Genomic DNA, 7,806 nt, shown 5'->3' with positions numbered 1-7,806 from the left:
CGCTCAGCACGAACGGAGGCCGGACCTGCCGGACATCAATGAAACTTGAACTGCCGCCCGATCGCCTCGTGGAGCATGTCGTTTTCGCGGATGAACGCCTGCAGATATTCGTGCAGGCCCGACGCGATGACCTCGCTCGACCGCGTCCGTGCGACCCGCGACGCGCGCATCCGCGCCATCCGGTCCGCCTCGCCGTGGTGCCCGGTGCGCTTGGCCAGCAGGTTGAGGATATCGACCGCCTCCTCCACCGACGCGGCCAGGCTGCGCGGCAGTTCGGGACGGCCGATCAGCAGGTCGATGACATTGGCCGGCCGAAGCCCGTCATTATAGAGCCAGCGATAGGCGGTCACCGCCGACACGGTCTGGAGGATCGTCGTCCACTGATCGCGATCGACGACCCCGCCCACCTGCTCGCCCGCGGGCAGCAGCAGATGGTATTTTACGTCCACCAGCCGCGCAGTGTTGTCCGCACGCTCGACCGCCTGGCCCAGCCGGATGAACCACGTCGTCTGATTGCGCAGCATCCGGTGGATCGCGCCTTCGAACCCGCGGGTCTCGTTCTGCACCGCCTCGACCAGCCGCAGAGTAGAGCCGGTATCGCGCAGGTCGGTGCGCCGTTCGAAAGCCAGCCAGGCGCGGTTGATCGCGGTCCACGCCTCACGCGTCAGCGCGGTGCGCACCGCCTTGGCATTGTTGCGCGCGCGGTCGATGCAATGGACGATCGACCCGCCGTGCGCGGCGTCCAGCGTCAGAAAGCGAACGATCGCCTCCTGGTCGTGCGGCTCGCCATAGGCCGAGAACGCCTCCTCGGTATCGGTCACCGCCAGCGCCGAAGCCCAGGCCGCCTCCCCCGCCGGCCGCGACGACAAGGCGTCGAGCCGCACCGTCGCCTCGACCAACCGCGCGATGAAATCCGCCCGCTCGAAATACCGGCCAAGCCAGTAGAGCGACGACGCCGTGCGCGACAGCATCACCTTGTCCTCCCCGAGCTAGCTCGGGGAGGGGGACCGTTCGCGCTCTTTGCGCGAATGGTGGAGGGGCGGCGGGCGAAGACCGCCGACTTCGTCGCCGGCCCCTCCACCACCGGCCCAAGAGGACCGGCGGTCCCCCTCCCCAAGCTCAGCTTGGGGAGGACCGATGCGGCGGCCCTCACGATTCCATCCCCTGGCCCATTCCCTGCGTCTGCGTCATGCCACCCATCGTCTGCGTCTGACCTGCCGCCGGTCCGTCGTCGCCCAGAACGAAGCTGTCCTTCGTCCCCCCGCCCTGGCTCGAATTGACCACCAGCGACCCTTCGCGCAGCGCCACGCGGGTGAGGCCGCCGGGCACCACCTGCACGCCCTTCGATCCGGTCAGCACGAAGGGGCGGAAATCGACGTGACGCGGCGCCAATCCGCTATCCGCCATCGTCGGCACCGTGGACAGCGCCAGCGTCGGCTGCGCGATATAGCGGTGCGGCTCGGCGATCAGCGCGGCGCGAAAAAGTTCGATCTCGGCTTTGGACGCGGTCGGCCCGACCAGCATGCCGTACCCGCCCGAACCGTCGACCAGCTTGACCACCACGTCGGCCAGATTGTCGAGCACATAGGACAAGGCCTGCGGCTCGCGGCAGCGCCACGTCTCGACATTGGGCAGCTTGGGTTCGCCGCCGGAATAAAAGCGCACGATCTCGGGCATATAGCTATAGATCGCCTTGTCGTCGGCGATGCCGTTGCCCGGCGCGTTGATGATCGCGACGTTGCCCGCCGCATAGGCTGCGATCAGGCCCGGCACGCCGAGCATCGAATCGGCGCGGAAGACCAGGGGATCGAGGAAGTCGTCGTCGACCCGGCGGTAGATCACGTCGACCCGCACCCGGCCCGCGATCGTGCGCATCCAGACGATATCGTCGTCGACGATCAGATCGGCGGCCTCGACCAGTTCGATCCCCATCGAATCGGCCAGGAAGCTGTGTTCGTAATACGCGGAATTATAATGACCGGGGGTCAGAACCACGCACACCGGATCGCCACCGGCGCCACGCGGCGCGACCGAGCGCATCGTCTCCAGCAGCCGGTCGGGATAGCTGTCCACCGCCGCCACCCGGAACTCGCGGAACAACTCCGGGCACAGCCGCAACATCGCCTCGCGGTTCTCCAGCATGTAGCTGACACCCGAAGGCGTGCGCGCATTGTCCTCCAGCACGAAGAAATCGTCCGGCCCGGTGCGCACCAGGTCGATGCCGCAGATGTGCGCGAAGATGCCGTGCGGGGGGCGCATGCCGGCGATTTCGGGGCGGAATTGTGCGTTGCCCAGAACCAGGTCGTGCGGCAGCACGCCATCCTTCAGGATGCGTTGATCGCCGTAGATGTCGTCAAGGAACGCATTGATCGCCTCGACCCGCTGCACCAGCCCTTCGGACAATCGCGCCCATTCGCTGGCCAGGAACACGCGCGGCACGATATCGAACGGGATGATCCGTTCCGCTGCGTCATTCTCGCCATAAACCGCGAAGGTGATGCCGAGCTGGCGAAAGGTCGTTTCCGCCGCCAGTTGCCGCCGGCGCATCTCGTCGCCGGGGGTGGCGTCGATCCAGCGGCCCAGCGCGCCCATCTCGGGCCGCGGCGGGGTGCTCCCGCTCATCCCCATGATCTCGTCGAAAGCCTGTCTCTGCATCGAACGGTAACAGCCCTTTCCTGCTTGCGGTTCCATGCTGCGCGGCTTTGCCGCAGCGCACAAGGGATTGTTCGATTGAGAGACCGCTTCGACATTCCGCGGTCGGAGAAGTTTTATCATTCGATCTCTCCTGTTCTCCTGCGAAAGCAGGAGTCCAGGGTGGCAGGGCACGTCGCCCGTGGCTCTGGGCTCCTGCTTTCGCAGGAGAACAAGGGAAACGAAACCCCGCTATAGCGCGTCCGGCCTAAGCCCCCAAACCGGTCAGCATCCCCGGCGTCAGCACCTGCGGCAGCACGCGCGGTGCGCCGCCGCCGCGGGGGTAATAGAGGTACAGCGGCACGCCGGCACGGTTGTTTGCCTCGATGAACCGCCCCAGCACCGGATCGCCGTCTGTCCAGTCGCCGACCAGCACGGCCACACCCTGCCCGGCGAAGGCATCGCGCACCGCGTCGGTGTCGATCGAGGTCCGCTCGTTGACCTTGCACGTCAGGCACCAGTCGGCGGTGAAATAGGCGAACACCGGCTTGCCCCCAGCGCGCAACGCCGCGAGCCGCGCCTCGCTGAACCGTTCCTCGCCCTGCGCCGCCACCGCCGCGCCGGCCGGCGCCGGCCGCACCGCCAGCACCAGCGCGCACGCCGCGATCAGCGCGACGCCGCCGGGCAGCCAGGGGTTCAGCCCCGCCAGTTGCCGCCGCCCCGTCCACCAAAGCCCGAGGCTCGCCAGCAGCACCGCGGCCAGCCCGATCGTCATCCCCGCGACCTGAGCCTCCTGCCCCAGCACCCAGGCGAGCGCGAGCGCGGTCAGGAACATCGGCACCGACAGGATGCGCCGCAGCCGGCCCATCCACGCCCCCGGCCGCGGCAACCGGCGGCGAAGTGCGGGCACGAAGCCGATGAGCAGAAACGGCAGCGCGATGCCCAGCCCCAGCCCGGCAAAGATCATCAGCGCGGCCGGGCCGGGCAGCAGCAATGCCGCCCCCAGCGCGCCCGCCATGAACGGCCCCGTACACGGCGTCGCCACGAACGCCGCCAAAGCGCCGGTCGCGAACGCGCCGCCGGCACCCGACCGACCCGCGAACTGCGGCGTCGGCAGTTCGAACAAGCCGGCCAGGTTCAGCGCGATGGCGACGACCAGCAGCAGCAGCACGCCGATGACCCGCGGATCCTGCAACTGGAACGCCCAGCCCACGCTCGATCCCGCCGCCCGCAACGCCAGCAGTCCGGCGCCAAGGCCCACGCATACCAGGATCACCCCCGCACTATACGCCAGCGCCTCGCCCCGCGCGGCACGCGCATCCGCGCCCGATTTGGCTAGGCTCAGCGCCTTCAGGCTCAGGATCGGGAACACGCACGGCATCACGTTCAGGATCAACCCGCCCAGCACCGCACCCGCGAACGCCAGCAACGCAGTGCCAACCCAGTCATCACGCGCCGCCGCGCCGATCGCCCCCGGCACGGCGCGGATGGCCAACCCACGATCCGCCCCGATCCGCAACACGCCCTCGAACGTGCCGCTCGGCTTGCCGGTGGTGGTCAGCACCAGCCGGTCGCCTTCGCGCGCGACGGTCTGCTTGGCCGCGTAATCGACGGCACCCGGCGTCTCGGTGAAGAAATGCACGTCGCTGAGCGCCGCATCCGCCGGATAGGGAATCGCGATCCGCAACCCGTCCTTGCCCGCCGCCGCCGATGCCGCCCAGGTTGCTCGCGCATCCAGCGCCCGTGGGATCGCGCGCCGCCACGCCGCGAACTTGGCCGTGACCGAAGCATCGGCAGCGCCGTCACCGATGTTCAGCGCCAGCGCGAGCGTCTGCTCCTCGGGCACGCAGATCGTGTCGGTGCACACCAGGTAATTGGCGTGCAGCGTCACCGGCACCGCGCTGCCCGCCGCCAGCCCCCGCGGCAGCGCGATGTCGAACAGCAGCGCATAGGGCCGCTCATAGACGTGGTTCATCAGCCCCGCGACGAGCAGCGTTCCCGGCACCGGCCAGCGCGGCGGCGCGGCGGTCGCTCCCTTGGGCAGGGTCCAGTCGAACTTGGCCGGAAACCCCGCGTCGCCGGGGTTCGACCAATAGCCGTGCCAGCCCTTCTCGGGCACCGTCTCCAGCGCGATCGTCACCACGCCCCCGGCACGCGGATTGGCACTCTCCGCCACCAGCCGCATCGCCAGATGCGGCGCGTCGCCGACAGGCAGCGTATCGGCCGCGACGGGCACGACGCAGAGCAGCGCGAAGATCGCGATCAGGGCGCGCAGGAATCTTGTCGGTGTCATCATCGCAGCGCATAGCGCGGCGGACGCATTGCACCAAGGATGCCCGATGAAAGCTCTAGCCGCCGCCGCTGTTGTGTTTCTCGCCACCCCCGCCGCGGCCCAGATCGCGCCTCCGCCGCCTGCCGCGCCGAGGACGCCACCCAAGCTCGTCGTCGCCATCTCCGTCGATCAATTCTCCGCCGATCTGTTCGCGCAATATCGCGGCCGCTTCACCGGCGGCTTCGCGCGGCTGCTGAACGGCGCGGTCTTCCCCAGCGGCTATCAGAGCCATGCCGCCACCGAGACCTGCCCCGGCCACTCCACGATCCTTTCCGGCTATCGCCCCGCGCGCACCGGCATCGTCGCCAACAACTGGATCGACCAGCGCGCGCCGCGCGCCGACAAGACCGTCTATTGCGCCGAGGACGAAAGCGTCCCCGGTTCGACCCACGAAAAATACACCGTTTCCGACAAGCATCTTAAGGTGCCGACCCTGGGCGAGCGGATGAAGGCGGCGAACCCAGCCAGCCGTGTCGTCTCGATCGCGGGCAAGGATCGCGCCGCGGTGATGATGGGCGGCCACCGGGTCGACGAACTCTGGTGGTGGGACGGCAAGACCTTCGCCACCTACGCCGGCCGCGCCGAACCCGCGGTCGTCACCCGCGGCAAGGCGGCGGTCGCTGCGCTGGTCGCGGGGGCGCAGGCGCCGCTCCCGCTTCCCGGCTGGTGCGCGGCGCTGGACCGCCCGGTGACCGCGGGCGACCAGATCGTCGGCCAGGGCCGTTTCGCCCGCACCGCCGGCGACGCGCGTGGCTTCCGCGCGTCGCCCGCCTCCGACGCCGCGGTGCTCTCGATCGCGGCGGGGCTGATCCAGGACATGCAGCTCGGCAAGCGCGCCGCGCCCGATCTCATCGCGGTCGGCCTGTCCGCCACCGACTATATCGGCCACGCCAACGGCACGCAGGGCACCGAGATGTGCATCCAGATGGCACAGCTCGATCAGGCGCTCGGCAGCTTCTTCGACGTGCTCGATTCCTGGGGGCTGGATTACCAGGTGATGCTCACCGCCGATCACGGCGCGCACGACATGACCGAACGCCAGATCGAGCGCGCGATGCCGATGGAGAGCCACGTCGCCCCCGAGCTGCAGACCAGGCCCATCGCCGCGGCGATCGCCAAGGCGCTGGGGGTGACCGGCCCGGTGCTGCTGGGTGCCGAAAGCGACATCTACGTCGACCGCGACCTGCCGCCTGCGACCCGCACCAAAGTGCTGGCCGAGGCCAAGCGCCGCTATTCCGCGATGCCCCAGGTCGCCGCCGCGCTCACCCGCGCGGAGATCGCCGCCACCCCGATGCCGACCAGCCCCCCGGAAACCTGGACCCTGGCCGAGCGCGCCCGCGCCTCGTTCGACCCCGATCGCTCGGGCGACCTGCTGGTGCTGCTCAAACCGCGCGTGACGCAGATCGAGAAGCCCGGCCCCGGCTATGTAGAGACCCACGGCAGCCCCTGGGACTACGACCGCCGCGTGCCGATCCTCTTCTGGCGTGAGGGGATGGGGGGCTTCGAACAGCCGCTGTCCGTGGAGACGGTGGACATCATGCCGACGCTCGCGGCGACCCTGGGGCTGCCGATCCCGCCGGTCGACGGCCGCTGCCTCGATCTGGACTCGGGGCCGGCGAGCATCTGTCCTTAGCAGGCGGCGGGAAGGGTGAGGGCAGTCAGCGACGATACAATCCCCTCACCGCACCTCGAACGGCTTCACCCCCGCGCCCAGCCGGTTCGCCCCGATCGCCAGCCGCTCGCGGCTCCAGTCCGCCACGAATACCGTCGCCTTCCCGCCCGGCGCGATCGTCGCGGCATTGTTCGCGATCCGCAGGCCCGCCGAGGGATAGGTATGGCTCTCCGCGCGCACCGCGATCATCGCGCTGCCGTTTTCCTTCGCGCGTCCCTGCACGAAGACATTGTCGGTGATCTCCCCTCGCGCGCCTTCGGGCAGGTCGATCATGTAATTGGTCTTCGCGCCCGCCGAATCATCGAAGCTGTTGTCGGCGATCGTCACCTGCGGGCTGCGCAACTTGACGTAATGCCCCCCCGTACCCCGCTCGAAGCGGGATCGGGTGACGCGCACGCTGCCCTGGTTCTTGAGGTAGATCGCATGGCTGCAATTGGGCGCCTCGCCGCATTGACCCAGGCCCGCGAAGGTCGACCGGTCGATCGTGACCCGCTGCCCCGCGGGTTCGCCGCCTGAAATCCCCTCCTGGCTGTCCAGGAAGGTGGCGTTGGTGACGTCGAGATCGCCGGTCTCGCTGCGAATCCCTGCGCCATTGCCGTCGCTGACGCGGTAGCCGCGGAACACCAGCCCGTCGACGATCGAACCCTCGCCGCGCAGCACCAGCGCCGCCTTGCCCTCGCACGCCTCGCCCTCGAAGATCGCAGCGCCCGCCTCTGCCGCGCGGTACGTCACCCGCCCGCCCCGCTGCACCGCGCATTGCCGGTACATCCCCGGCGCCACGACGATCGTGCCCGTTCCCCCGCCGATCGCATCGACGGCTTCCTGAAGCGAAGCGAAGCCGCGATCGCCGAGCGTGAAGGGCGCCGGCGACGCGGCGGAGTTAAGCAGAAGCAGGGGGAGCAGGCGGATCATCCCCGACGCGTCGCCCCCGCGTGCTGCTCGCACAATGCGCAATCGGGGTTAATCCCCGGCGGCCGACGTCCAGAGGGTTAGCGCAGCGCGCGAGTGTCTCATTCCAGTACGCCGCCGCTAGAGTATGATGAAATGAGCCTGACCCACGCCGTTCGTCCTGAGTAGCCATCGAGTAGCTGCGCAGCAGCGTGTCGAGAGGGCGTATCGAAGGACAGGTGGCTCGCGTACCAACGGTGCTTCGATACGAGTCCTCGATACG

5 protein-coding genes are annotated in these 7,806 nt (G+C 69.1%); 1 reads left to right on the top strand and 4 read right to left on the bottom strand.

Going from position 1 to position 7,806, the window contains the following annotated elements; genetic code table 11:
* Positions 1 to 35: 35 nt before the first annotated feature.
* The 3 genes from VF643_RS05355 to VF643_RS05345 all read right to left on the bottom strand — a co-directional run bounded on the left by VF643_RS05355 (position 36) and on the right by VF643_RS05345 (position 4,924).
* On the bottom strand, positions 36 to 971 hold the full coding sequence (locus VF643_RS05355; RefSeq protein WP_331042341.1) for an alpha-E domain-containing protein: 936 nt from the start codon (positions 969 to 971) through the stop codon (positions 36 to 38).
* Positions 972 to 1,149: 178 nt separating this feature from the next.
* Positions 1,150 to 2,655: a circularly permuted type 2 ATP-grasp protein gene (locus tag VF643_RS05350; RefSeq protein WP_331042340.1), complete on the bottom strand. Its 1,506-nt coding sequence runs from the start codon at positions 2,653 to 2,655 to the stop codon at positions 1,150 to 1,152.
* Positions 2,656 to 2,899: 244 nt separating this feature from the next.
* Positions 2,900 to 4,924, bottom strand: coding sequence for a protein-disulfide reductase DsbD family protein (locus VF643_RS05345; RefSeq protein ID WP_331042342.1), 2,025 nt, complete (start codon positions 4,922 to 4,924; stop codon positions 2,900 to 2,902).
* A 46-nt stretch (positions 4,925 to 4,970) separates the two neighbouring features.
* On the opposite strand from VF643_RS05345, the gene VF643_RS05340 reads away from it, so the two are divergent.
* On the top strand, positions 4,971 to 6,596 hold the full coding sequence (locus tag VF643_RS05340; protein WP_331042339.1) for an alkaline phosphatase family protein: 1,626 nt from the start codon (positions 4,971 to 4,973) through the stop codon (positions 6,594 to 6,596).
* Between the two features lie 45 nt (positions 6,597 to 6,641).
* Here the strand turns inward: VF643_RS05340 and VF643_RS05335 are convergent, their stop codons facing one another.
* The gene (locus tag VF643_RS05335; RefSeq protein ID WP_331042338.1) at positions 6,642 to 7,547 is read right to left on the bottom strand and encodes a right-handed parallel beta-helix repeat-containing protein; all 906 of its coding nucleotides are present in this window, start codon (positions 7,545 to 7,547) and stop codon (positions 6,642 to 6,644) included.
* Positions 7,548 to 7,806 lie beyond the last annotated feature (259 nt).

The sequence above is a fragment of the Sphingomonas sp. genome (genome assembly GCF_036387595.1).
Taxonomy (GTDB): domain Bacteria; phylum Pseudomonadota; class Alphaproteobacteria; order Sphingomonadales; family Sphingomonadaceae; genus Sphingomonas.
The sequence above is the reverse complement of the archived record's forward strand: the minus strand, read 5'-3'. Positions and strand labels throughout refer to the sequence as shown.

What these genes read in the sequence shown, in the direction of transcription:
- VF643_RS05355 (WP_331042341.1), bottom strand. Translation starts at nt 971, where the DNA reads ATGCTGTCGCGCACGGCGTCGTCGCTCTACTGGCTTGGCCGGTATTTC.
- VF643_RS05345 (WP_331042342.1), bottom strand. Translation starts at nt 4,924, where the DNA reads ATGACACCGACAAGATTCCTGCGCGCCCTGATCGCGATCTTCGCGCTG.
- VF643_RS05350 (WP_331042340.1), bottom strand. Translation starts at nt 2,655, where the DNA reads ATGCAGAGACAGGCTTTCGACGAGATCATGGGGATGAGCGGGAGCACC.
- VF643_RS05340 (WP_331042339.1), top strand. Translation starts at nt 4,971, where the DNA reads ATGAAAGCTCTAGCCGCCGCCGCTGTTGTGTTTCTCGCCACCCCCGCC.
- VF643_RS05335 (WP_331042338.1), bottom strand. Translation starts at nt 7,547, where the DNA reads ATGATCCGCCTGCTCCCCCTGCTTCTGCTTAACTCCGCCGCGTCGCCG.